The sequence below is a fragment of the Aquimarina algicola genome (assembly GCF_006443095.1).
Taxonomy (GTDB): Bacteria; Bacteroidota; Bacteroidia; order Flavobacteriales; family Flavobacteriaceae; genus Aquimarina; species Aquimarina algicola.
Window position 1 is genome coordinate 1,152,726 of sequence record NZ_VFWZ01000002.1, and the last position, 25,418, is coordinate 1,178,143.

General features: G+C 32.7%; 23 protein-coding genes. 13 read left to right on the forward strand and 10 right to left on the reverse strand.

The features are described 5' to 3' along the window. Position 1: 1 nt before the first annotated feature. From FHK87_RS09170 to FHK87_RS09185, 4 genes are all read right to left on the reverse strand, one after another. A complete protein-coding gene (locus FHK87_RS09170) occupies positions 2-373 on the reverse strand; it encodes a VOC family protein (protein WP_140592377.1) in 372 nt (123 codons plus the stop codon). Positions 374-469: 96 nt separating this feature from the next. Then, a complete protein-coding gene (locus FHK87_RS09175) occupies positions 470-1,762 on the reverse strand; it encodes an aminopeptidase P family protein (protein ID WP_140592378.1) in 1,293 nt (430 codons plus the stop codon). Positions 1,763-1,863: 101 nt separating this feature from the next. After that, entirely contained in the window at positions 1,864-2,571 is a 708-nt protein-coding gene (locus FHK87_RS09180) for a LytR/AlgR family response regulator transcription factor (RefSeq protein ID WP_140592379.1), read from the reverse strand. Beyond that, entirely contained in the window at positions 2,571-3,548 is a 978-nt protein-coding gene (locus FHK87_RS09185; RefSeq protein ID WP_140592380.1) for a sensor histidine kinase, read from the reverse strand. Before FHK87_RS09185 ends, FHK87_RS09180 begins: the two co-directional genes overlap by 1 nt. 267 nt (positions 3,549-3,815) lie before the next feature. On the opposite strand from FHK87_RS09185, the gene FHK87_RS09190 reads away from it, so the two are divergent. From FHK87_RS09190 to FHK87_RS09225, 8 genes are all read left to right on the forward strand, one after another. Continuing rightward, positions 3,816-4,676 carry an ABC transporter ATP-binding protein gene (locus FHK87_RS09190; protein ID WP_140592381.1) on the forward strand — a complete coding sequence of 287 codons (861 nt, stop codon included), beginning with the start codon at positions 3,816-3,818 and terminating at the stop codon, positions 4,674-4,676. A gap of 13 nt (positions 4,677-4,689) precedes the next feature. Next, on the forward strand, positions 4,690-6,240 hold the full coding sequence (locus tag FHK87_RS09195; protein ID WP_140592382.1) for a hypothetical protein: 1,551 nt from the start codon (positions 4,690-4,692) through the stop codon (positions 6,238-6,240). Positions 6,241-6,491: 251 nt separating this feature from the next. Further along, positions 6,492-9,341 (forward strand): VPS10 domain-containing protein, encoded by a 2,850-nt coding sequence (locus FHK87_RS09200; RefSeq protein WP_140592383.1) that lies wholly within the window; start codon positions 6,492-6,494, stop codon positions 9,339-9,341. A gap of 400 nt (positions 9,342-9,741) precedes the next feature. Next, a complete protein-coding gene (locus FHK87_RS09205; RefSeq protein WP_226294163.1) occupies positions 9,742-11,112 on the forward strand; it encodes a helix-turn-helix domain-containing protein in 1,371 nt (456 codons plus the stop codon). Positions 11,113-11,217: 105 nt separating this feature from the next. Further along, positions 11,218-11,799 carry a collagen-like protein gene (locus FHK87_RS26165; RefSeq protein ID WP_226294164.1) on the forward strand — a complete coding sequence of 194 codons (582 nt, stop codon included), beginning with the start codon at positions 11,218-11,220 and terminating at the stop codon, positions 11,797-11,799. A 166-nt stretch (positions 11,800-11,965) separates the two neighbouring features. Further along, positions 11,966-12,361 carry a DUF2721 domain-containing protein gene (locus FHK87_RS09215; RefSeq protein ID WP_140592385.1) on the forward strand — a complete coding sequence of 132 codons (396 nt, stop codon included), beginning with the start codon at positions 11,966-11,968 and terminating at the stop codon, positions 12,359-12,361. A gap of 46 nt (positions 12,362-12,407) precedes the next feature. Continuing rightward, entirely contained in the window at positions 12,408-13,859 is a 1,452-nt protein-coding gene (locus FHK87_RS09220; RefSeq protein ID WP_140592386.1) for a sensor histidine kinase, read from the forward strand. A gap of 32 nt (positions 13,860-13,891) precedes the next feature. Continuing rightward, positions 13,892-14,305: a response regulator gene (locus FHK87_RS09225; protein ID WP_140592387.1), complete on the forward strand. Its 414-nt coding sequence runs from the start codon at positions 13,892-13,894 to the stop codon at positions 14,303-14,305. A gap of 60 nt (positions 14,306-14,365) precedes the next feature. Here the strand turns inward: FHK87_RS09225 and pyk are convergent, their stop codons facing one another. The 5 genes from pyk to FHK87_RS09250 all read right to left on the reverse strand — a co-directional run bounded on the left by pyk (position 14,366) and on the right by FHK87_RS09250 (position 18,709). Next, positions 14,366-15,793, reverse strand: coding sequence for a pyruvate kinase (gene pyk, locus FHK87_RS09230; protein ID WP_140592388.1), 1,428 nt, complete (start codon positions 15,791-15,793; stop codon positions 14,366-14,368). Continuing rightward, complete coding sequence (locus tag FHK87_RS09235) at positions 15,793-16,284, reverse strand: IPExxxVDY family protein (RefSeq protein WP_140592389.1); 492 nt, start codon at positions 16,282-16,284, stop codon at positions 15,793-15,795. Before FHK87_RS09235 ends, pyk begins: the two co-directional genes overlap by 1 nt. Before the next feature lie 179 nt (positions 16,285-16,463). Next, positions 16,464-17,204 carry a ribonuclease III gene (rnc, locus tag FHK87_RS09240; protein ID WP_140592390.1) on the reverse strand — a complete coding sequence of 247 codons (741 nt, stop codon included), beginning with the start codon at positions 17,202-17,204 and terminating at the stop codon, positions 16,464-16,466. Beyond that, positions 17,204-18,457 carry a beta-ketoacyl-ACP synthase II gene (gene fabF, locus FHK87_RS09245; RefSeq protein ID WP_140592391.1) on the reverse strand — a complete coding sequence of 418 codons (1,254 nt, stop codon included), beginning with the start codon at positions 18,455-18,457 and terminating at the stop codon, positions 17,204-17,206. Before fabF ends, rnc begins: the two co-directional genes overlap by 1 nt. 18 nt (positions 18,458-18,475) lie before the next feature. Next, positions 18,476-18,709, reverse strand: a complete 234-nt coding sequence (locus tag FHK87_RS09250) for an acyl carrier protein (protein ID WP_025742158.1) — start codon at positions 18,707-18,709, stop codon at positions 18,476-18,478. Between the two features lie 183 nt (positions 18,710-18,892). Between FHK87_RS09250 and purN the strand changes: the two genes are divergently transcribed. Together purN and FHK87_RS09260 are read left to right on the forward strand one after the other, a co-directional pair. Continuing rightward, complete coding sequence (purN, locus tag FHK87_RS09255; RefSeq protein ID WP_140592392.1) at positions 18,893-19,480, forward strand: phosphoribosylglycinamide formyltransferase; 588 nt, start codon at positions 18,893-18,895, stop codon at positions 19,478-19,480. Positions 19,481-19,647: 167 nt separating this feature from the next. Beyond that, positions 19,648-20,283: a ribonuclease H1 domain-containing protein gene (locus FHK87_RS09260; RefSeq protein ID WP_140592393.1), complete on the forward strand. Its 636-nt coding sequence runs from the start codon at positions 19,648-19,650 to the stop codon at positions 20,281-20,283. A gap of 109 nt (positions 20,284-20,392) precedes the next feature. Here FHK87_RS09260 and FHK87_RS09265 read toward each other — a convergent pair whose 3' ends face one another. Then, positions 20,393-21,460 carry a matrixin family metalloprotease gene (locus FHK87_RS09265; protein WP_140592394.1) on the reverse strand — a complete coding sequence of 356 codons (1,068 nt, stop codon included), beginning with the start codon at positions 21,458-21,460 and terminating at the stop codon, positions 20,393-20,395. 256 nt (positions 21,461-21,716) lie between these two features. Between FHK87_RS09265 and FHK87_RS09270 the strand changes: the two genes are divergently transcribed. The 3 genes from FHK87_RS09270 (at position 21,717) to FHK87_RS09280 (ending at position 25,315) form a co-directional block, all read left to right on the forward strand. Next, positions 21,717-22,313 (forward strand): START domain-containing protein, encoded by a 597-nt coding sequence (locus FHK87_RS09270; RefSeq protein ID WP_140592395.1) that lies wholly within the window; start codon positions 21,717-21,719, stop codon positions 22,311-22,313. 82 nt (positions 22,314-22,395) lie between these two features. After that, entirely contained in the window at positions 22,396-23,325 is a 930-nt protein-coding gene (locus tag FHK87_RS09275) for a PfkB family carbohydrate kinase (RefSeq protein ID WP_140592396.1), read from the forward strand. A 91-nt stretch (positions 23,326-23,416) separates the two neighbouring features. Beyond that, positions 23,417-25,315, forward strand: a complete 1,899-nt coding sequence (locus tag FHK87_RS09280; protein ID WP_140592397.1) for an amidophosphoribosyltransferase — start codon at positions 23,417-23,419, stop codon at positions 25,313-25,315. The last annotated feature ends 103 nt before the right edge of the window (positions 25,316-25,418 follow it).

The window sequence follows — 25,418 nt, forward strand, 5'->3', positions numbered from 1 at the left end:
ATCAAATATGCTGATCAATAAGGATATGATTACCATCAGGATCAGTCAACGTAATACTAGATGGTCCTGTTGTTGATTCGTCTGTTTCTTTGTCTAACTTTATATTATGTTCTTTTAGATGATATTGTATTTGCCTGACATCATCAAAATTTTCTAAGGTATTAGCATTTTGATCCCATCCTGGATTAAAAGTTAGAATATTTTTATCAAACATCCCCTGGAAAAGCCCTATCAATGAATGTTCATTCTTCATGATAAGATAATTCATAGCCATATCACCTCCAAACACTTCAAATCCAAGCTGTTCATAAAATGTTTTGGATGCATTAAGATCTTTTACTGCAAGACTGATAGAAAATGCGCCTAATTTCATAATTATCTTTGTTTTTAAGTTACTATTATCTCATTTTAAACAAGATATAAGATATTAAGATAAATAATTAAAAACAAAGGAGGCAAACCAATAAAATTATTGATTCATCAATTCTTCGATCTCTTCTGCCTGTATAGGAATATTGGCCATAAGGTTAAAAGGTTCACCTTCTTTTTGAATCACTACATCATCTTCAATACGAATTCCGAAACCTTCATCCGGAATATAAATTCCTGGTTCTACCGTAAATACCATATTCGCCTGCATAGGTTCGATTAAAATTCCATAATCATGGGTATCTAATCCAATATGGTGAGAAGTTCCGTGCATAAAATATTTTTTATATGCAGGCCAGTCCGGATTTTCATTTTGCACATCTGCCTTATCCAAAAGCCCTAGTCCTAATAATTCTGAAGTCATTATTTTACCAACTTCAACATGATAATCTGCCCATATTGTTCCAGGTACTAACATTTTTGTAGCTTCATTTTTAACTCGCAATACCGCATCGTATACTTCACGTTGTCGTTTAGAATATTTTCCTGATACAGGAATCGTGCGAGAAAGGTCACTCGAATAATTTGCATATTCTGCAGCTACGTCCATTAAGATCAAATCTCCTTCTTTACATTGTTGATTATTTTCAATATAGTGTAACACATTTGCATTATGCCCACTTGCAATAATAGGTGTGTAGGCAAAACCTTTAGACCTATTATTAATAAATTCATACAACAATTCGGCTTCAAGATTATATTCCCAAACCCCTGGTTTTACAAAGCTCAAAAGTCTTCGAAAACCTTTTTCAGTAATATTACATGCTGTTTGCATCAAATCAAGTTCAACGGGATCTTTTATCGAACGTAGACGTTGTAGGATTGGATTGCTTTTGGCTACATTATGTGCCGGATATTTAGATTTCCACCATTTGGTAAAACGATCTTCTCGGGTTTCGGTTTCTACATTAGACCTATAGTGCTCATTAGTATTCACATATACTGTTTCGCATTGTGTCATGACTTCAAAAAAGATTTTCTCTAGGTCTTTAAGCCAATATGCCGTTTTGATCCCCGAAGTCTCAAACGCTTTTTCTTTGGTCAATTTTGTTCCTTCCCAAATAGCAATGTGTTCATTGGTTTCTCTTAAAAAAAGAATCTCTCTGTGTTTTTCTTGCGGAGCATCAGGAAAAAGTAATAATACACTTTCTTCCTGATCTACACCACTTAGATAGAAAATATCCCTATGTTGCTCAAAAGGCATCATACTATCTGCGCTAATCGGATAAATATCATTACTATTGAAAACAGCAATGCTATTAGGTTTCATTTGAGCTGTAAAGTTCTTTCTGTTTTTAATAAAGAGATTTTTATCTATTGGGTGATATTTCATAGAGATGATTTTTTAAAAGATGTGGTATCAAAAATAGAATAATTATCGGGGGAATAAAAAGAGGTTTCTAAGATTATGATTTCTTTTGGAAAAGGTACTTACTAGATTTGATTAATTTTATCAATAACCATTTTTCTATACGATTTTCCAATAGGTAATTTTGTTTCATTTTGTAATACAAATTGATTGCCATCAATCAATTTGAGTTTATCAAAATTAACGACAAATGATTTGTGAATTCGAATAAATGTTTCTGGCAGTTTTTTTAAGAACTCTGTAAGCGTTTGTTGAGTCAGAATCATTTTGTCTGAAAAAATTTTGATGTAATTACCATAGGCTTCTACATAAAAAATATCATCAACATTTACCTTTATGATTTTTTTATCGCTTTTTACAATAATAGCTTGCGAAATTTTCTGGTTAATAGAGGGCGAAATTTCAGGATATGCCGGTACATTATTTTTTACTTTTTGAATTGCCTGAAAAAACCGTTCTAAAGAAAAAGGTTTTAGTAAGTAATCTGTTACCGAAAGCTCAAAACCTTCTACAGCATGTTCTGGATAAGCCGTTGTAATGATGACTTCTGGTTTTTGTTGTAAACTTTTAAGAAGACTTAAACCAGACATTTTTGGCATATTAATGTCTAAAAACAAAATATCGGCAGCCTTAGTTTGTAATACTTCAATAACCTCAAAAGCATTTTTACAAGAAGCAATAAGTTCAAGATTGGGGATTTCTTTAATATAACTTTCTAAAATCTGGCGAGCGATAGGCTCATCATCTGCAATAATACATTGTAACTGTTTCATTAAAATAATAGCATTAGCTCAACAACAAATTTTTCGTCTTTTTTTATGATATCTAATTTATACTTATCAGCATATATCAAATCTAATCGTTTTTTTGCATTTTGTAATCCAATACCGCTTTTACCTGTTTCTAAAGATGGTTTTGTATGATGGTTTGAGGCAAAAGTATTGATACAGCTAAACATCATTTTCTCGCCTTGAACACTTAGACTTACTGAAACCGAGCTTTTTTTACCTTGAATGGTTTCCAAATGTTTGAAAGCATTTTCTACAAAAACAATCAATACCATTGGGGCAATTTTTGTAGTTGTAAAATCTCCTTTTTTATGAAATTGAATTTCAGTAGTGTTTTCTAATCTTATTTTTTCTAGAGACATATAATTTTCTAAGTATCGAATCTCTTTTTCTAAAGGCACAAAAGTCTCTTTGGTATCATACAAGCTATATCTTAATAAATCAGAAAGTTTTAACATCAGTCCAGGCAGCTTATCTGATTTTATAACCGACAAGCCGTAAAGGTTGTTTAGGGTATTGAATAAAAAATGTGGATTGAGTTGTGCTTTTAATAGTTTTAACTCTGCGTCTTTTTCTTGTTGGCGTCTGTAAAAACTATCTCTTGCTAATTTAATAGCCGAAGCAAAAATCAAGGCAAGAATCATCACTCCCAGAAAGTTTGCCCATAAGTTCCATTGCAGCTCTTGCTGAAGAACAATACTCATAATATATACGAAAATACTAGACGAAACCAACAAATTTATTAAGAACAAAAAGAAAAATAATACAAGTTTCTCTCGTAAAAGCGGAAGAATAAATAGGTTGTTTAGATATATCGGTGGCGCTAATAGAGTGATCGTAAATAACGAAGCTAACCATCTGTTATCAGCCTGTATAGTTCCAAATAAAATGATAAAAAAACAAAACCATATGAATAGGTTTTGTGCAACTTTATTATCAATCCAGGTATCAAATTTTGACATCTATAAACAATTACGGTAAAAGCCAAAAATAAGGTTTAACATATAAAATAACACTTTTTTGTGATCAAGGGAGATTGTTGTGATCTAAACGGTCATGTATTGATGATAAGAGCAGTTTTGTAAGGTTATCCTCATTGAGAATCTGTTGGTCATTCTTCTTTGATTTTTTGATATATCTCAAACATTTTTGAACTGTTGAGAGTATAACATAAAGCTCCACAGAAAGTACAATACGATCAAAATAAACTTCATAATAAAAGTAAAATAATGAAACTAGAAATTAAAAATGTATCAAAACACTACGGAAGAAAAAAACAGGCTCTTCAAGATTTCTCTTTAACGATCGAGAATGGGATCTTAGGACTTCTGGGACCAAATGGAGCCGGAAAATCAACATTGATGAAAATAATTGCTACTATACACAAACCCACCAATGGCATCATTCTACTAAACAAAAACAATATTATAAAAGACGCAAATTACATGCGCGGGCAACTAGGATTTTTACCACAAGATTTTGGAGTATACCCTAATCTAAATGCCTTTGAATTTTTAACTTACATAGCAGCAATTAAGGGAGTAGGTGGAAATGCCCTAAAAACCAGAATAACAGAATTATTAGACGGGTTAAATCTTTTACATGCTGCTAATAAACCTATTGGGAGCTATTCTGGTGGGATGAAACAACGCGTGGGTATCGCACAAGCGTTATTGAATGACCCCAAAATCATCATTTTTGACGAACCTACCGTGGGTCTGGATCCCGAAGAACGAGTGCGATTTAGAAATTTAATTTCTGATCTGGCAACTAGTCGTATCGTTATTTTGTCTTCACATATCGTTTCGGATATTGATGTGATAGCTGACCAGGTGGCCATCATGAAAAAGGGGGCATTACTGGCGAAAGGAGATTTACAATACATCATTAAGGAAGTAACGGGAAAAATATTTGAAGTAAGCATAGATAGTTCCAGATTTTCAGATTTTAAACATGATCAATTTGTGCTTAGTGCAACTCGAAGCCAAGGAAGCATAACCGTTCGTTACTTTTCAGAAAACCCCGTTGAGGGATCGATACAAAAAAAAGCCCTTCTTGAAGATGCATATTTACACCTAACTAAATCATAAAGCACACCTAATCATGAAACCATTTTTAAACGTAATACTACTAGATTATATAATACGTATAAGAAGTTATTCTTTTTTGATCATATTATATATCACTACGGCTATTTCTTACACATTTGTACCAGAACCAAACGCCAATTATTCTACGATTAGAATAGGTGAGCATGTGGGATACTATAATTCGGCCTGGTTTGGATACGTTACTGCGATAATGACGAGTATTTTTTTATCTCTATTAGGGTTTTACCTTGTAAATAATAGTATAAAAAAAGACCTCAATACTAAAGTTGGGCAAATAATTGCTTCGACCAAAATTAAAAACTTCACATATTTATTGTCTAAAACTCTGAGTAATTTTTTAGTATTACTAACGATAGTTTTCATCATTTTTGTAATGAGTCTTGTTCTGTTCTTTTTATATAATGATGGGTTTGATTTTGAGCTTGCTCAATTTATATATCCCTACATTATTATTACCATTCCTTCTGTCTTCTTTATTGCTGTTTTAGGTGTTGTTTTCGAAGTTTTATTAGGTAAATACTCTATCATTCAAAATATAATGTTCTTCTTTATGTTCTCATTTTTGCTATTGTATTCTCCTCAAAAAGAAATCGAATATGCATATGATTTGCTAGGAAGTAAAATTGTAATCCATCAAATGGAAGAAACGGTACGTAGTATTTTACCTGTAGAAAAAGCAGATACAGATATGACTATTGGTTATGTATTAGCAAATACGATACAAGCAAAAAAATTTAAATTTAATGGAGTTGAATTTTCTTTGGTTTTTATGAGTAGTCGATTGTTATGGATGATCTTAGGGATATTATTGATTATAATACTATCTCCAATCTTTCATAGATTTACTGTAAGGGAATATTCATTACCCAAAAAGCGAACAAAGAGTAGACATATTGAGCATACCCCAAAAGAAATCATTTTATCTACACTACCGATACCTCATACAAAATTGAGTATGCTTCCTCTAATTAAAACAGAAATTTTACTCTTGATAAGAAAAGGGTCATTATGGCTTTGGTTGATCAATGGTACCGGAATAGTTTTATTAACAACTTTGAATATAAAGACTGCTCATCAATTTATCTTACCTATTTTATGGTTTTTGCAAGTACATCGATTATCAGATATCACATCCAAAGAAATACAAAACCATACTTTTTATTTTATCTCTTCTTCGTTTCGGCCTTTGCAAAGAGTTTTGACTTCGCAAATTATTGCAGGATGCTGTCTGATGCTTTTTTTAGCCGCTCCTCTTTTGTTTAGATATGCGATAGAAATGAGCGTTCTAGAGATACTTTCAATAGCACTTGGAGCATTTCTAATCGTAAGCATAGCCATATTCTTAGGGATAATAACCAAGGGAAAAAAATTGTTTGAGGTATTTTTCTTTTTTGTAACCTATGCTAATATAAATGTGATTCCTGTTGTAGATTATTTTGGAGGAACTATCAAAAATACTTCGCATACTCTCATTATTATGTGCATGACCATAATAATATGTAGTTTAAGTTTTTTGAAAAGGAAGCTCGAGATAAATAGATAAGATTAATAATAGATTCATATAGCTTTAAAAAAGGCTGAAAAATGTATAGAAACGTTTTTCTAATTTCTCTATATAACAAAGTTGTTAAACAATATCTAAAAATTTTGACAGTGATTTAACAATATATACTTTCAGCCTAAATTATAATTCTTAAAAAAGTAAGGTTTCACTAGACTAATACACAAATTTATATATACTATTTGTAGTATATTACGTATTCTTTTTTTGATTCCTTGTAAATATTCTTCAACATGAAAATCTCAATACTGGCATTACTTTTATTTTACACTTCTCTAATCTGTTCTCAAAATCCCTCAAGTAATGCTGCAACCATACAAAAAGGTTTACAAGAAAAAGCGCAAATGGAAGCCATTTCTCTTGTAAAAAATGTTCCTTTTATCAATATTGGTCCTTCTGTAATGAGTGGTAGAGTTGTCGACGTTGATGTTAATCCTGACAATAGTGCAGAATTTTATGTAGCCTATGCATCTGGTGGGTTGTGGTATACTACAAATAACGGTACTACTTTTAAATCTATTCTTGATAATGCATCTACCATAAATATAGGAGATATTGCTATAGATTGGAAAAATGATATTTTGTGGGTTGGAACAGGAGAAAATAACTCTTCTCGATCTTCTTACGCAGGTATTGGTATTCTTAAATCTACTGACAAAGGTAAAACCTGGACAAATACTGGGTTATTTGACTCTCATCATATTGGTAGAATTATTATCAATCCCAACAACCCTCAAGAAGTCATCGTTGGTGTGCTAGGTCATCTATATTCAGTAAATCAAGAAAGAGGTGTTTATAAAACTATTGATGGAGGAGCTACATGGCAAAAAACATTATTTGTTGATGATCAAACAGGATGTATCGATATCGCTTATGCTCCCAAAAACTTTAATATTATGTATGCTTCGACTTGGGATAAGGATCGTAAAGCGTGGAATTTTAGAGGAAGTGGAAAAGGTTCTGGAATTTATAAGAGTACCGATGCCGGAAATACATGGACGAAAGTAACAAATGAAAGCAGTGGATTTCCTACTGGAGATGGCGTAGGAAGAATCGGACTTGCTGTTTATGATGAGAATACTTTGTATGCCGTACATGATAATCAGGCAAGACGAAATCAAAATACCGATAAAAAAAATACAACAGCTCTTACCAAAGAAGACTTCAAAACTATGTCTGTAGAAGCATTTCTAAAACTAGAAGACAAAAAACTGAATGCTTTTTTAAAAACCAATGGGTTTCAAGAAAAATATAGAGCTGATAATCTTAAGCAATTAGTAAGAGGAGGTACGGTAGAACCTATAGATCTTGCAAAATATCTAGAAGATGCCAATGCCATGTTATTTGATACACCTGTAATTGGTGCACAAGTATATAGGAGCGATGATGGAGGAAAATCATGGAAAAAAACACATGCTGATTTTTTAGATGATATTTTTTATAGTTATGGATACTATTTTGCGCAAATACAAGTGAGTCCTGCAAACAAAGATCATATTTACATATCTGGAGTTCCTGTTTTAAAATCTAAAGATGCTGGTAAAACTTTTATAAGTATAAATGGAAAAAATGTTCATGCAGATCATCACGCACTATGGATTAATCCAGAAAACCCAAATCACCTTATTAATGGTAATGATGGAGGGGTAAATATTTCTTACGATGATGGTGAAAATTGGTTAAAAGCCAACCAACCAAGTGTAGGTCAGTTTTATTATATAAATGTTGACCATCAAACGCCTTACAACGTATATGGAGGCTTACAAGATAATGGTGTGTGGATAGGACCTCATAATGCTAAAGAAGATGAAGCCTGGCATCAAACAGGCCACTATTCATGGAAAAGTATCATGGGAGGTGATGGTATGCAAGTACAAATTGACAAAAGAGATGCAAACATCGTATATACAGGATTTCAATTTGGTAATTATTTTAGATTGAATCGTGCAGAAAAAAAACAAACATACATTCAACCTAAGCATGAATTAGGTGAATCTCCATATCGATTTAATTGGCAAACCCCTATTCTATTATCTCCACATAATCAAGATATCTTGTATTTGGGAGGTAATAAATTAATGCGATCTATGAATCAAGGAGAAGATTGGACTGCTATTTCTAAAGATCTAACAAATGGCGGTAAAAAAGGAAATGTAGCATATGGTACGCTCACCACAATTTCAGAATCTCCTTCTCAATTTGGATTGATATATACGGGTAGTGATGATGGTTTGATATACGTAACTCAAAACTCAGGAGGAAGCTGGACAGATATCTCACAAGGATTACCAAAGGATTTGTGGGTGTCAAGAGTGATTTCATCTTCACATAAAAAAGAAAGGGTATATGTCACTTTAAATGGTTATCGATGGGACGATTTTACACCTTATGTATATGTAAGTGACGATTATGGTAAAAACTGGACAAATATTGGCAGTAATTTACCTGCTTCTTCTATCAATGTGATAAAAGAAGACCCAAAAAATCAGAATGTACTATATCTGGGTACTGATAATGGAACATATATCACATTAGACAGAGGTAAAAATTGGCAAGCATTCTCAAAAGGGTTACCTAATGTTGCAATACACGATCTTGTAATTCAGCCAGAAGCCAACGACTTATTGATAGGTACTCATGGAAGAAGTATTTACAAAACCAATATTAGACCATTACAATTACTTGATGATACGATCTTAAATAAATCAATTCATGTTTTTGAAATATCACCTGTAAAATGGTCAGAAAAATGGGGAGTATCTTGGAGTAAATGGCTTGCACCAGATGAGCCTTCTGTATCAATACAATTTTATACCTCCAAGCCCGAAGAGTTTACAGTTACCATAACCACACCCGAAGGCAAAAAATTAAACGAACTCTCTATTGCTGCTGATAAAGGTCTTAATTATATTAATTATGATTTAACCATGACAGAAAAAGGAACCAAAAACTTACAAAAAGAGTTTCCTGATGAAGAAATTAGTCAACAAAAAAATGGAAAGTATTACCTACCTGTAGGAGAATACAAGGTTGTTATTTCTAATCAAAAAGAAGATACAAAGACATCTTTTATGATTAAGTAGTTTTTTATTTTTAGGAAGTATTTACCTATTTAATTAAGATTTAGTAAGTTCGTTACAGATAAGCACTTAGTAGATCTTAAGGGTAATCTTTCCCAAAATGAAAGTAAATTTATTTAATGTTACTATATTTTTAGGATGTTTCATTTTATTCTTGTTGAGCTTATGGAACATCTTAAAAAATTCGAAAAAAAATAGAATACTACATTATTTCTATGCGTTTTTGATGACCTCTGCTTTGGTCATTATAATGGTATTGATGTTTGATTTCAAGATTGTAAAATTATATCCTTGGATTGTCATTTTCTTTCTCCCTTTTCAATATTTAACACCAATATATTTTACAGCATTTATCTGTTATTATTTAAAGAAAGAACATATTTATCACAAAAACAGAGTGTATTTGTTTATTCCTTTCATTACATTTTTTGCTTTGTATACTTTATTAAAAGTCAATGTTGTATTAGAATATCCTTGGATTACCAGAAAAGTAGTTACCATTATTCATACTGAAATCGATGAAAACTCAGCCTTAGTTTTTAGTATTATTATAAGCATCTGGAACTATCTTATCATTAGACGTTATGAAAATGCGATGGGGTCATATTCATTTCTTCAAGTAAAAGAAAGTACAAAATGGATCAAAGGTTTAGTTTTTACTTTTATCGTTTTCAATGTCCTTTGGTTACTGACTGTTATACTGTTTTTTATACGACCTGATATTAGTGGCCATTTTCCCTACTATCCTTATTGGATTCTATATATTATCTTTTATTTCACCTTTTTATATCATGGTAATAAACACATTCATAAAATTAATGAAGAGCAAAGTCTAGAAAATCAACAGGTTCAAAATGCTATAGAAAAATTCAGAATAGCAGGTCTTCATCAAATATTTGCAGAAGAAGAGCTAAAGTACATTTATCAGAACCCTACAGAGGTAACCGGTATACTTAGCTATTTTGCTACTTCTTTATTTGATAAAAACAACATGGATGATGTTTTATGGGATATTTGTGAAAACTGTATCGGTCAACTACAATTAGAAGATTGTGTTATTTATTACATCAATGCAAACCAAATGCTGATTCAAAAAGCAGCTTTTGGGAACAAAAATGATGGTGAGCGCAAAATTCTAAGCCCAATACAAATTCCTATTGGCAAAGGCATAGTAGGCAATGTAGCATTAACAGGTAAGTATGAGTGTATAAATGATGTTTCCAAAGATGGTCGATACATTATGGATGATCAAACCAGAAGATCAGAATTAGCAGTTCCTATATATCTAAACCAAAAAATATTTGGTGTTTTAGATTCTGAACATTCTCAAAAAGATTTTTTCAAAGAAAAAGATATTCAGTTATTTCAGCTTATTGCAAAACTGCTTGAGAAAAAACTTACACAGCTTAATACAAAAAACACTTCTCATATTACTAATGATAATGTTTATTTTAAAGAGTTAACTTTTTTGATGAAAGAAGCAAAAATATACCGAGACTCTAATCTAAGTTTGGAACGCATTTCAAAAAAACTTAATATTAGTAGTAATTATCTTTCTCAATTAGTAAATAAATTAAGTGGAGGTAATTTCTCAGATTATGTAAATAGTTTTAGAATAGAAGATGCTAAACATAAATTAAAAGATCCTAAATTTACCCAATACACTATTATTTCTATCGGTCTTGAGTCTGGGTTTAATTCTAAATCAACTTTTTATACCGCCTTCAAAAAACATACGGGTGTATCACCCAAGCAATATAGGCAAACCCCTTAAAAAAAGTCCAAATACTTTGAAATTCAAACTTTCTGGACATCTGTATTTCTTCACGTATCTATGTTTGTGTCAATAACTTTTAAAAATATTTTTACAATGAAAGTGATGAAAAATTTAATTAGACATACAGCGATTATAGTATTATCTACAGCTATCTTTTCTTGCTCCGATGGAGAAGATGGTGCAATTGGGCCACAAGGAGAACAAGGACTACAGGGAGAAACTGGACAACAAGGCGATGTTGGCGCTCAAGGTGATCAAGGAGATCCGGGAACAGCCAATGTGATTTACTCAGATTGGATTCCTAATGGGTTTAGTACTGGAGGAGGCGCAAATCAAAGGCTTTTTACTTTGGCAACTCCACAAGAGATTACTGATTTGGGAGTAGATCTAGACACAAGCGTAGTTATGGTGTATGGTAGAGGAGACAATATATTTTTTTCTTTTGGATCAGAGGTAGTACCTTTACCCTTCGAGCGTCGATCCATTGAGCAGTTATACACGTTCGTTGTGTCCAATGGTCGAATACGAGTATTGGGCTTGGTAATAGGTGGTAACAGTAATGATTTTGATCTTTTTGATGATTATAGATATGTAATCATTCCCGGTGGTGTTGCAAAATCGTCCATAGATCATAGTACTATGTCTTACAAAGAGATTACTGCGCTTTATAATATCCCGGAATAACAGTATTAGTTCACTTCTCAAAAAAATGAAGTGTAAATGCATAAACCTTCATATTAATAATTAATATGGAGGTTTTTTGATTTGGGTATCAAAATTATTGTTTTTCTGGTACAACATAGGGTATAGAATATTATATTTATTTGAAGAAGATACAAAACAATAATATATGACACTTACCATGAGTATTCCTGCATTGCTGTTTCCGGCAATATCATTGACTATGCTTGCTTATAATGCAAGGTATCTTGCTATTGCCGCACTTATTCGTCAATTACACAATGAATATCTGGCATCTCGGTCAAAAAATACAGTATTACAGATCAATAATTTGAGAAAACGATTATGGTTGATTAGAAATATGCAAGCCATAGCTATAGCAAGTTTTCTTACTAGTGTTATTACCATGTTTTTATTATATATAGAACAAGACTCATGGGCTAATCTCATTTTTGGTATTAGTCTTTTTTTATTAATGATCTCTCTTTTCCTTTCTTTTATTGAAGTACAGATTTCTACAAAGGCTTTATCAATCAGACTCGACAGAATCGAAGAAAATAAGTAATAAATTCTTATCTTGTTACTATTAATAATGATGACCAAATTCTATAATGCTTCAAAATGAGCTTTTTAATAATGTTTTACGAGACTTCGATGCCGGGTATTGGGAGCTATATAATGATCCTGAAAGAGAGTTATGGTCTCAAAAATTCTATACAAGTTTAGGATATAAAGATCAGGAATTAGCCCCTTCAATAGATTTCTTTTTTGAAAAGCTATTACATCAAGAAGATGTAGAAACATTCAGAGATAATTTTTTAAATTATCGCCGCAACGCTATAAACTTTAAACAGCATGTAAAAATAATGACCAAAGAAGGTGATTATAAACTCTTTAGATGTGCAACAAATGATGAGCTTCCTGTAAATATAAAATCCGAGATTAATCTGGTTTTTTTCTTCGAAATAAAATTAGAACCAGAGCAAGATATTGCAAAAGACAATTTTTACTACAAAGAAACAGCCCAGATGACCGCAACCGGGAGCTGGTATGTAGATTTTCTCAAAAAAAAGAGCTTTTGGGATTTTGAAACCAAACGTATTTTAGAATACCCAGATGACTATATCCCCTCTTTAAAAGATTCTGCCAGTTACTATGCCGAAGATTGCAGACAGCAAGCAGCCGACCTTTTCTTTAATTGCACTATGGCAGGAACACCATTTAATACAGAAATAAAAATGGTAACTGCTAACAAAAGAGTATTCTGGGTTAGAGCTATCGGAAAACCTGTTTATAACGAAAATAAAGATATAATAGGTATCAGAGGAGTTTTTCAAGATATAGATGAGGTTAAAAAGAAAGAACTAAGACTACAAAGATCCATTGATATCATAGCGTCGCAAAACTCTAGGTTATTCAATTTTGCACATATTGTATCTCATAATTTAAGGTCTCATACCAGTAATTTATCACTACTAGTTCAACTTATTGAAGGTATAGAAAGCCCCGAAGAAAAAATTAATTTGATCAAAGAAATTAAGCAAATATCACATAGCCTTAATATCACCATAGAACATCTTAATGAGATTGTAGCAATACACAGTAATAAAGATCAAAAGAAGAAAACCATAAAGTTTCAAGACTCTCTGCATCTAGTTACTAATAGTATAGGGCAAATGATTACTACAAGCAAAACTCAAATTCTTTCAGATTTTGATGAGCTTTTACAAATAGAATATATACCGGCTTACTTAGAAAGCATTTTATTAAATCTAATTACTAACGCCATAAAGTATAAACATCAAGAAAGAGATCCGGTAATAACAATAAAAACATATATAGCCAACAATAAAAAATACCTAACATTTTCTGACAACGGTCGAGGTATAGATATGAAACTATTTAAGGATAAAATTTTTGGAATGTATAAGACATTTCATTATAACGAAGATGCTGTTGGTATCGGACTATTTTTAACTAAAAACCAGGTTGAATCTCTAAATGGAAAAATCACAGTAGAAAGCGAAGTAGACAAAGGCACGACATTTATTATTGAATTTTAACACAAACAACTAACACAACAATAACTAAACAAATGGGTGATAAAATTGGACTAGCATGCATCATAGATGATGATAATATGTATGTCAATCTTGTAAAACGTATTGTAGAGGCAAAAAACCTTTGCAATAATTTGATGGTATTCGAAAATGGTATGGCGGCTCTAGATTATTTTGAAGCTATATTAAACAATTTAGATAAAAATAAAATTCCTGAAATTATATTTTTGGACTTAAACATGCCTGTGATGGATGGATGGGAGTTTCTAGAAAAATTTACTGGTATCAAAAATAAGCTTGGCAAAGTCATTACCGTATATATCGTTAGTTCTTCTATAAACCCTGTAGACATAGAAAGAGCAAAAAGTATACAATCTGTAACCGACTACTTAATCAAACCGGTAACAATAGAAAATCTTGAAGCTATTTTTTTAAATAAAACAGCATGATATAAAAAACTTGAATTTATAGATATCTATAAATTCAAGTTTTGATTAAAAGTTATGTTTTTAAATTTGAGATACTCTCAAAGTATTTACCATTCCTTTTGCCACAATTGGCATAGCAGCAAGATTGATAAGCATATCACCCTCTTCTACAAAACCACTCTCTTTGGCAATCTTATTAATATCTTCTACAGTCTCATCAGTACTCACAAATTTATCATAGAAAAACGCTTTTACACCCCATAATAAATTAAGTTGAGATAATATTCTTTTATTACTCGTATAAACCAAAATATGTGCATCAGGTCTCCATGCAGAAATTTGAAAAGCTGTATACCCACTATTCGTCAATGTACAAATGGCTTTTGCTTCTATTTCATTTGCCATATGGGCAGCATGATAGCAGATAGATTTTGTAATAAACCGATTGGTTCTAATATGCGGTGGGTTTTGAGGTACTGTTATCAATTCTGATCGCTCTACACTCTTAATAATCTTAGTCATGGTTTCGATAACCTGAACAGGGTATTTACCCACCGATGTTTCTCCTGATAACATCACAGCATCAGCACCATCCATCACAGAATTTGCAACATCATTAACCTCTGCCCTTGTTGGAGTAAGGCTATCGATCATAGTCTCCATCATTTGTGTGGCAATAATCACAGGAATTCTAGCTGTTTTAGCTTTCAAAACAAGATTTTTTTGAATTAGAGGAACTTCTTGTGCGGGGATTTCTACTCCCAAATCTCCTCTGGCAACCATCAATCCATCACAATATGCTACAATTTTATCGATATTTTTTACACCTTCGGGTTTTTCTATCTTGGCAACGATAGGGATTTTATGATCACTATTTTTCTTAATTAAATCTTGTAATTCGATAAGATCTTCTGAGTTACGAACAAATGATAACGCTATCCAGTCTACTTCTTGCTTACAGGCAAAAATTGCATCTTTAACATCTTTCTCTGTCAAAGCAGGTAACGAAATATTTGTATTTGGTAGGTTGACTCCTTTTTTAGACTTCAAAGGACCTCCTTGTATCACTTTAGTTTTTACAGTATCCTTTTTATTTGAAGAAACTACTTCAAATATTAATTTTCCATCATCAAGAAGTATACGTTCTCCGGCTTTTACATCTTTAGGAAAATTATCATAATTCATATATACTTTTTCGCTAGTACCTTCAAATGGTTCTCCTGTTACAAAATTTATACTATCTCCTTTACTCACGATAATATCTCCTTTCATAACACCTACTCTAAGCTTAGGACCTTGTAAATCAGCCAAAATTGCAGCATTATACCCATATTTATCGCTGAGTGTTCGTATCATTTTGATACGCTCTTTTACATCTGGATAATTAGCATGTGAGAAATTGATCCTGAAAACATTTACACCTGCTTCCAGCATTTTTTTTAATACCTCTTTACTACTTGTTGCCGGACCAAGGGTAGCGACTATTTTAGTTCTTTTACGTTTTGGCATTATTCGAATATTAAGTTGTTCTTTGATTTAAGTTTTGCATAAGCGACTTGATAAGCTGTTAGAATTTGTGGAATTAAAAGCATTTTACTAAGTAGAGATTTGCTTGAAAAACTGGATGTTTCTGCTTGTATTTTTAAAAAATAGTCTACTTTTTTTAATTCCGGAATAATATATTTTACAATATACCTATCTTCTTCTGTAGCAAATAAGTCTATAGATGCTTGTTTTGGGTATTCTATTTTAGATTGAAATTTATTGCTTAAAAGATTATAAGTATTATACTGAAAGTGGTCATCATACTCATATAATGGAAAACTCGCCAAGACATGATCGTACTTAAAGTGTATATCTTCTTTTTTTCTAAAAAGTCTTAAATCCAAATGTTTATTTAATAAAAAAGCTAATCGATATGAGGGTAATGAACAATGGATTGCAATAAGTTCATAATCATCATCGGTAATGGAGTCTAATACTAACCGCTGAACAGCCACACTTCACTTTTTTAGTTAAAACTAACGCGAAATATACAAATAAATTCACCCAACCAGTTTAATAAAACATAAAGATATTTATCGAAAACGATTGAGTTAGTATCTTTTATCTTAATTAAATATAAATTTAGTATTCAATAGCTTTTATTGAACATTTTATATTCAATTTTGACATTTAATCAATTTGTAGTGCTAATTTTAGACTGAAATGCAAAATATGCTCTTTTGGATGCTTTTTCCTCTGCTTTTTTCTTTGAAGTTGCACGAGCTTTGGCTACTACTTTTTCATCAATCCAAAGTTTAACAGCAAAATGTTTCATTTCGTCTTTGCCGGTATCTTCATAAACTTCGTAATTAAATGCTTTTTTCTCTTTTTGGCACCACTCGATCAAAAGGCTTTTATAACTTATTATCTGACCTTCGAGACTTTCTATATCGACATAAGGGTTGATCACCGCCTCTCTTATAAATCGCTCACAATAAGGAAAACCACGATCCAAATATATAGCACCTATAAGGGCTTCAAATAAATTACCATGAATATTGATTCCGAACTGAGTTTTAGGAATATTCGTCCTTACTAATTCTATTAGTTTTAGGTCTTTGCCAAGTTCATTTAGATGTTTTCTACTTACAACCTTAGCCCTCATTTTGGTAAGATATCCTTCATTTCCTTCAGGAACTTCTTTAAATAAATGGGCTGCAATGACACTGCTTAGCATTGCATCTCCCAAAAATTCCAGCCGTTCATAATTAATAGCGTTTCCTTTATTGTCTTTTAAATTAAGGGAACGGTGTGTAAAGGCTTTTTCATAAGGACCAATACTTTTTGGCTTAAAACCAAGGATTTTTTGAATTTTAGAAAAAAAATTCCCGTTCTTTTCAGAGCGGGAATTTAATATGTTGCGAATAACATTCATTATTCATCTAATTTTTTAAATAACACACAAGCATTATGACCTCCAAAACCAAAGGTATTACTCATTGCGTATGTGATCTCACGTTTTTGTGCTTTGTTTAAGGTCAAATTCAAAGAAGAATCTATGTTTTCATCTGCCACAGAATGATTGATTGTTGGCGGAACCATGCTATTTTGCATAGCAAGTATAGAAGCAATAGCCTCTATAGCTCCCGCCGCACCAAGTAGGTGGCCAGTCATAGATTTTGTTGAATTAATATTGATGTCAGATGAATGATCTCCAAAAACTTTAGTTATCGCTTTTAACTCTGCTACGTCTCCTAATGGAGTAGAAGTACCATGTGTATTTATAGCGTCTACTTGTTCTGGGGATACGCCTGCATCTCTCAAACAATTAAGCATTACACGTTCTACACCTATACCGTCTGGATGCGGTGCTGTCATATGATATGCATCACTAGACATTCCACCACCAACTATTTCGGCATAAATTTTTGCACCACGCGCTTTTGCATGTTCATATTCTTCAAGAATTAAAGCTCCACCTCCTTCTCCAAGTACAAAACCATCTCTGGTTGCATCAAAGGGTCTAGAAGCTGTTTCTGGGCTGTCATTTCTTGTAGATAAGGCATGCATCGCATTAAACCCTCCCATACCGGCTATTGTAACTGCTGCTTCACTACCTCCTGTCACGATAATATCACAATGTCCCAAACGTATATAGTTTAAAGCATCGATCATAGCATTTGCAGAAGAAGCGCAAGCAGAAACTGTAGTATAATTGGGTCCCATAAAACCGTTTCTGATAGAAATGTGTCCTGGTGCAATGTCGGCTATCATTTTTGGAATGAAAAACGGATTAAAACGAGGGGTACCATTACCACTTGCGTATCCTATTACTTCTTCCTGAAAAGTTTCTAAACCTCCGATTCCTGCTCCCCAGATCACACCTACTCTAAATTTATCTACCTTCTCAAGGTCGATAGCTGCATCTTTTATAGCTTCTTCAGAAGAAACTATAGCATACTGCGCAAATTTATCGAGTTTACGTGCTTCTTTTCTATCAAAAAAATCTGTTGGATTGTAATTCTTGACTTCACAAGCAAATTTAGTCTTAAAGTTTTCGGTGTCAAAATAAGTAATTGGAGCGCTTCCGCTCTTTCCATTAACCAAACCTTCCCAATATTCATTAATATTGTTTCCGATAGGTGTTAATGCACCCAGACCTGTGACTACAACTCGCTTAAGATTCATTATGTTGTTGTGAAGTTATTACTTTGCGTCTTCAATATAAGATATTGCTTGACCAACTGTTGCGATATTTTCAGCCTGGTCATCTGGAATTTGAATATCGAATTCTTTTTCGAACTCCATAATCAATTCTACGGTATCTAACGAATCAGCACCTAGATCATTTGTGAAACTAGCTTCGCTTACTACTTCGTTTTCGTCTACTCCTAATTTGTCAACGATTATCGCTTTTACTCTTGATGCAATGTCTGACATAATGTTTAATTTTAATTTTTTAATTAGGTGGCAAAAATAAAAAACTTTATTTTAAAACCCCATAATCCCGCAAAAATGTATTTGTATTTTATCAAATATAGCGAAGTCTTGGCGTTTTGAGCGCTAAAAATAAATAATTATTCCTTTTTTTGTGTTTAATTAAGCTGGTAATTCTATCAAATTATGAAACGTATTATAATTTTTGCTTCAGGTTCAGGAACTAATGCCGAAAATATTATCACTCATTTTCAAAAGCAAAAAACCGCAGAAGTTACTCATGTATTCTCCAATAATTTGCGTGCCAAAGTTTTAAAAAGAGCTCATAATTTGGGCGTAAGAGCCTTACACTTTGATAGAGAATCATTCTATGATACCAATGATGTCCTTAATGTTCTCAAAGATGCACAACCTGATCTTATTGTTCTTGCCGGTTTCTTATGGAAATTCCCAGAAAAGATTATAAGTGTGTTTCCCGAAAAAGTGATCAATATACATCCTGCTTTGTTACCTAAATATGGAGGAAAAGGTATGTATGGGCATCATGTTCATGAAGCAGTTGTGAGAAATAAAGAAAAAGAGAGTGGTATTACCATACACTATGTTAATGAAAACTATGATGAAGGCGCTATTATTTTTCAAGAAAAAACTCCAATCACCCAAAATGACGCTCCAGAAGATGTCGCCAAAGCAATTCATCAACTAGAATATAAGTACTTCCCTATCGTTATAGAAAAAGTGCTCGGCTTAAGAAAAGTGATTGAAAACAATTAAAAACAAATCTTATTAGGGCGTTCGAGCGGGCTATTCACTACAATTCCTCGTATTGCTTTATCTTTCGAAAACTCAAGATGACCAATACTGCGGGATTTTCGTTGCTATCCCTAACGCAAAATATCGAAATATAAAATCGCCTGTCAACAGACAATAATCTTAGAATAATGGCAAAAAAAGAAAAGTTTTATGTAGTTTGGGAAGGTCACAGACCTGGTATTTATACAAAATGGGAAGATTGCAAAGCAGCAGTTAAGGGTTATGCCAGTGCAAAATATAAGTCCTTTGATTCTTTTGATATAGCCAAAAAAGCATATAATGGAAATTATGACGACTACAAAGGCAAAGCCAAGACCAAAAAAACAATATCTCCAGAAGAATTGGCAAAAATCGGAGAACCTAATTTATATTCTATAGCCGTAGATGCTGCTTCTAGTGGCAACCCAGGCAAAATGGAATATCGCGGTGTAGACACACAAACCCACAAACAACTTTTTCACCAAGGACCTTTTATACAAGGCACAAACAATATAGGAGAGTTTTTAGCTCTAGTACATGGTTTGGCATATCTGAAAAAGAAAAAAAGTGACCGTATTATTTACTCTGATTCTAAAATCGCAATAGGATGGGTAAAACAAAAAACCTGCAAAACAAAACTAAAGAGAACATCCAAAAATAAAGAAATGTTTGATTTAGTAGACCGTGCCATACTATGGTTAAAAGAAAACACATACACAACCAAAATTGTGAAGTGGGAAACCAAAGCATGGGGCGAAATCCCTGCAGATTTTGGCAGAAAATAAAAGAGCACACACCAACAATAGTATAAACAAAAATACCCTGAAATTTCTTTCAGGGTATTTTTATAGTTTCACTTAATCTAATACAATTAAGCAATATGTATATTTTTAATTAACTACCGCAAGGGCCAAGATTGGTCCATCCACTTGCAGTTCTTTGATATAACGATCCTTGATATGTTACTTGGTCACCTACAGAATAAGATCTACTTCCATTATAAGGTGCTACACCATCACATGGATCATTACTTGTAGCTCCACATTCTCCAAGGTTCGTCCATCCACTTGTAGTTCTTTGGTATAATGACCCTTGATATGTCACTTGATCACCTACAGAATAAGATCTACTTCCATTATAAGGTGCTACACCATCACAAATATCTCCACCAGTATCAGGGAAAGGATATATTGTACCAATAAAAGTTTTATCTGTTTCTGATAGACGAGTATTTCTTCCTACAGCAACTCTATCAAGAGTATGTTCTGCTGGGATAGGATAGTGCATAATTGATAATGGATCATACACACTATAATTAGAGGTATTTGCTTCGTAACGTCTAAAAAGGTTATTATCAACCTGTGCTCTCGACCAATTATTAGGAGGTCCTGCATAATACTCATATACAGCATCTTTATCCCAATTAATCCCTGCAACAGGGTTTTGGTGTTCATGAATTAATCCAAGAGCATGACCAAATTCGTGAATGGTTGTTCTTCTGAACTCCTCATCGGTAGTATTATTATCAAACCATCCAAAGTGCATACTATGATCAAAACTATTAGAATCTGTTCCTAAATAAGACCATGAACCGGTTACATCTGCATATTGACCTTCTCTGAAGGCAATTTTAATATTAGCACTACTACCAGAAGAAACCCATTCAAATTTAAGGTTTGCATATTTTTCCCATTCTGTAGCGTATTGCCTTACTTTAGATTGAACAAAATTGTTTCCGTTCAAAAATTTCACACGAATGGTTTGACCCGTTTGCCATTGTTTGTCTTTGACACTGGATGCTTTTGCATAAGAAGCATCCCATTTTGCAATACATACATGAGCGTTTTTGGCATTTCCAATTTGGTTATTTTCAAATACCTCTTCAGAATCCTTTTCACAATTTGCTAGTGAAAACGAAACCAAAGCAGCTAGAGCTAATCTAGCCAACTTACTTTTTTTCATAATAAAATTGAGTTTGTGTTAGTTTCGCTGCAAATTTAACAAAATTTTAATAGGAACATAATTTTTTTGAATCAAAAACCACAAAGTAGTTAAAGGATTTAGAAACTTTAACGAATTATTCGCAATACTTACAAATACGCTAAGTTGTTGATTATAAGGATGTAAATTTAACATATTTTAACTTTTTATACAGTAAGCAAAAGCCTCTTTTTACCCACTAAAAAAATATATATTTTAACATAAAAACCTTATTGCTATGAGAATAATCTCCTTTTTATGTGTGTTAATTCCTCTAATAAGTTTTAGTCAATCTCAATGGAAACTTGCCAAAGACGATAAAGGAATAAAAATCTGGGTAAGAAACTTTGAAAACAGTCCATACAAAGAATACAAAGCTACCACCTATGTAGATACTTCTATGCAAGGAGTCATAAAAGAATTATTAGAGGCTCCGTCATATACAAAGAATTGTGAAGAAGGTGTAAGTCACTTGGTAAAAGTAAACTCTGCCAACGAATATATTTTTTATGTTCGAAATAATTTTCCATGGCCGATAAAAAACAGAGATGTAGTCTCAAAATTAAGTCTAAAGCAAATTGCAGACGATAAAATAAAATTATGTATTAGCGCTGCTCCAAAAGAGATTCCGTTAGTAAAAAGCACTCTACGAATTCAAGAATTATCTGGGCACTGGCTACTCGAAGAAAACGAGAAAGGAATAAAAATCACCCAGCAACTTTATATTAATCCAGAGGGTACTTTACCACCTTTTATCACAAATGCACTCTTGGTTACAGGGCCTTTTAAAACATTTAGAACCCTAAAAGAAACTTTAGAAAATATAGATTCTTAACCCTTGTTTTATAAGACTTTATTTTTGATAGATTTACTTGAAAGTAAAGCGTATATTTGCAAAAAATTTATACCGCTATTTTATGAGCAAATTACTTATTGTTGGCTCTGTTGCCTTTGATGCCATTGAAACCCCTTTTGGGAAAACCGATAAAATCTTAGGAGGAGCTGCCCCTTTTATTGCCCTTTCTGCATCTAATTTTGATATTTCGTCTGCGATTGTTTCTGTTGTTGGGGAAGACTTCCCTCTAGAATATTTTGACCTATTTAAAGAAAGAAATATCGATATCTCTGCAATAGAAATCGTAAAAGGAGGAAAAACTTTTTTCTGGAGTGGAAAATACCACAATGATCTAAACTCAAGAGACACTTTAGAAACACAACTTAACGTTTTGGCAGATTTCAAGCCTGCAGTGCCAGATCATTATAAAGATGCCGATATTGTTATGCTAGGCAACTTAAATCCTTTGGTTCAGTTAAGTGTACTTGATCAACTTACTACAAAACCAAAACTTGCTATATTAGACACTATGAATTTCTGGATGGAAGATGCTTTTATAGAAGATCTCCGCAAAGTAATTGCACGTGTTGATGTGATCACAATTAATGATGAAGAAGCAAGGCAACTAAGCGGTGAATATTCTTTGGTTAAGGCTGCTAGGGCTATTGAAAAAATGGGTCCAAAATATATTGTGATCAAAAAGGGTGAACATGGCGCTTTATTATTTCATAACGAGCAAATATTTTTTGCACCAGCATTACCATTAGAAGAAGTTTTTGACCCTACAGGAGCAGGAGACACTTTTGCAGGAGGATTTTCGGGTTATCTTACTAAAACTAATGATATCTCTTTTGAGAATATGAAAAAAGCCATCATTCATGCCTCTAATCTCGCCTCTTTTTCTGTCGAAAAATTTGGAACAGAACGCATGAAAAATTTAAATCGCGAAGAAGTTCAAAAGAGGTTACAACAATTTAAAGAACTAACACAATTTGAAATAGAATTGTCATAATTATACATTACAACGCCTAAAACATTTTTTAGGCTTTTTTGATTATTATGGTTTACCAAACACAACAACTTTTTAGAATTTTTGGAATACAATGAGTGATGCGTTAAAACATGAATGCGGTATCGCATTTATAAGGCTATTAAAACCATTAGAGTATTATAAGGAAAAATACGGAAGTGCATTTTATGGTGTAAATAAAATGTACTTGATGATGGAAAAACAACATAATCGTGGTCAAGACGGGGCAGGATTTGCAAGTATCAAATTAGATACTCCTCCTGGGGATCGATACATCAGTAGAATACGATCCAGTGAGTCACAACCAATACAACATATTTTTTCTCAGATCAATGATAGAATAAACAACGAATTAGTAAATCATCCTGAGTATGCAGATAATGTTGATCTACAAAAAAAGAACATACCTTATGTAGGTGAAGTACTTCTTGGACATGTACGCTATGGTACATTTGGTAAAAACAGTGTAGAAAGCGTGCATCCTTTTTTGAGACAAAACAATTGGATGCATCGCAACCTTATTGTTGCCGGTAATTTTAATATGACCAATAATGATGTTCTGTTTGATAATCTTGTTAGATTAGGGCAACATCCTAAGGATAAGGTCGACACTATTACCGTAATGGAAAAAATAGGTCACTTTTTAGATTCTGAAGTTGCAAAACTTTACAAAAAACTTAAAAAAGAAGGATACAATAAAATTGATGCCTCTCCAGAAATTGTAGAACGGCTAAATGTTGCTAAAATTCTCAAGAAATCTTCAAAAAACTGGGATGGCGGATATGCAATGGCAGGTATGCTTGGTCATGGTGATGCTTTTGTGTTAAGAGATCCTGCAGGTATAAGACCTGCTTATTATTATAAAGATGATGAAGTTGTAGTAGTTGCTTCAGAAAGACCTGTGATTCAAACAGTATTTGATGTTCCTTTTGAAAAAGTTTTAGAATTAGATCCGGGAAAAGCAATAATTGTAAAGAAAAACGGCACTACTTCAATTAACAAAATCATTGAGCCTCTGGAGAGAAAAGCTTGTTCTTTTGAGCGTATCTATTTCTCAAGAGGTAGTGATGCAGAAATTTATCAGGAACGAAAAAACCTCGGTAAATTAATCATGCCACAGGTTCTCGAAGAAATTAAACACGATACTATTAACACCGTGTTTTCTTTTATACCTAATACCGCAGAAACTTCTTTTTATGGTATGGTAGAAGCTGCTCAAGATGAGTTAAACAAACAAAAAAACGAAACAATACTTGCCGAAAAAGAAACGTTGACAGACGAGCGACTGTCTCAAATTTTATCCTATAGATTACGAACAGAAAAAATCGCAATAAAAGACGCAAAGCTTCGCACGTTTATTACAGAAGATAGCAGTAGAGATGATCTTGTAGCTCACGTTTATGATGTAACTTATGGTGTAGTAAAACAAGATGATAATTTAGTCATTATTGACGATAGTATTGTAAGAGGAACAACATTAAAGAAAAGTATCATAAAAATGATGGATCGGTTACAACCGAAAAAAATAATCATTGTCTCTTCTGCTCCACAAATACGTTATCCTGATTGTTATGGTATAGATATGGCAAGATTAGAAGGTTTAATCGCATTTAAGGCTACTCTAGAGCTTCTAAAAGAAAACGGAAATTATGACTTGGTGAATGAGGTGTATAAAAAATGTAAAGCACAAGAAAATTTAGAAGATCAAGAAGTTCAAAATTTTGTCAAAGAAATCTATCAGGGATTTTCTGATCAAGAGATAAGTGATAAAATTGCAGAATTGTTAAGTGACACATCGGTAAATGCATCGATCAAGATTATTTATCAAACCGTAGAGAACCTTCATAACGCATGTCCTAAAAATTTAGGAGATTGGTATTTTACCGGAGACTACCCTACACCAGGAGGTAACAGAGTTGTAAATAAGGCATTTATAAACTTTGTAGAAGGTAGGGATGAAAGAGCATACTAAAAAATTAAAAAACCGCGTTGTTAAAAATAGTTAATTTGTGTAGTTCAACAAGTATTTTGACCTTTCATCTAAAACATTTTCTAACAATGAAATAAGGTTCTAT